Source organism: Bradyrhizobium sp. Arg816 (genome assembly GCF_029989365.1).
In the GTDB taxonomy this organism is placed as follows: Bacteria; Pseudomonadota; Alphaproteobacteria; order Rhizobiales; family Xanthobacteraceae; genus Bradyrhizobium.
Genome location: NZ_JAPRAQ010000084.1, coordinates 1 through 1,083, shown reverse-complemented (window position 1 = coordinate 1,083; position 1,083 = coordinate 1). Strand labels below are relative to the sequence as shown.

At 66.9% G+C, this 1,083-nt stretch carries 1 protein-coding gene; it reads left to right on the top strand.

Annotated features, from left to right (window positions below; genetic code table 11):
* Window positions 1-997: PLP-dependent aminotransferase family protein (locus OWC48_RS45915; protein WP_282525913.1), on the top strand; the 997-nt coding region annotated here is incomplete at its 5' end.
* Window positions 998-1,083: the final 86 nt, after the last annotated feature.

The following is a 1,083-nucleotide window of genomic DNA, read 5'->3' as shown; positions in this document are numbered from 1 at the left end:
CCTGCGCCGCAGCGCGGTGCGCGCAGCCAAGCGCGAGCTTGGACCGGTCAACCGGACGCGTCTGCGCCAGGCGCTGGCGCATTATCTGGCCGCCAGCAGGGGCGTCCGCGCCACCGCAGACCAGATCCTGATCCTGCCGACCGCGCAGGCCGCGCTGACCCTGATTGCGGCCGCTCTCATCACGCCCGGCGACGACGTCTGGGTCGAGGATCCCGGCTATCCCGGTGCTGCGGCAGCCTTTCGTGCCTCCGGCGCGCGCGTGATGGGGATGAAGCTGGACGAGCAGGGCATGCAGCGGATGCCCGGCATGGCCGCGCCAAAGCTCATCTTCATGACGCCATCGCACCAGCACCCGACCGGGCGGTTGATGTCGCTCGCGCGCCGCACCGAATTCTTGGGCATGAGCAGGCCAGGCGAGACCTGGGTCGTCGAAGACGATTACGACGGCGAATTCCATTATGACAGCCGGCCGGTGCCGGCCTTGCAGGGGCTCGATGCCCATGGCCGCGTGTTCTATGTCGGAACGTTTTCGAAGGCGATGACGTCGGATATCCGGCTCGGCTATGTCGTCGCGCCACCAGGGCTGGTCGGCACCCTGGAGATCGCACAGCGGCACATCGGGCTGATCGCCTCCAGCCACATCCAGGAAGCGCTGGCGGAGTTCATCGCCGACGGGCATTTTCTCGCGCATCTGCGCCGGATGCGGCGGCTCTATCACGCGCGCCGCGATCACCTCGTCGAGGGACTGGAGCGCCATCTGGGCGAAGTTCTCTCCGCCGAAGTGCCCTCGGGCGGCATCCAGCTTGTCGCCCGCCTCAAGCGCGGTCGCACCGATCGGGCGGCGGTGCAACGGCTGGTCGAGGCAGGCGTCGAAACACGGGCCCTGTCCAGCCTGGCGCTCGGCCGTCCACGCGACCAAGGCCTGCTGCTCGGCTTCGCGGCCTGGCGCGAGAATGAGATCAGCACGGCGGTGCGGACGATGGCGTCGTGCTTCTAGAGCATGATCCGGAAAAGTGTGAAGCGGTTTTCCGAAAAGATCATGCTTAAACAATAACGCGCTAGTCCACGGCCTTCGTCACGATG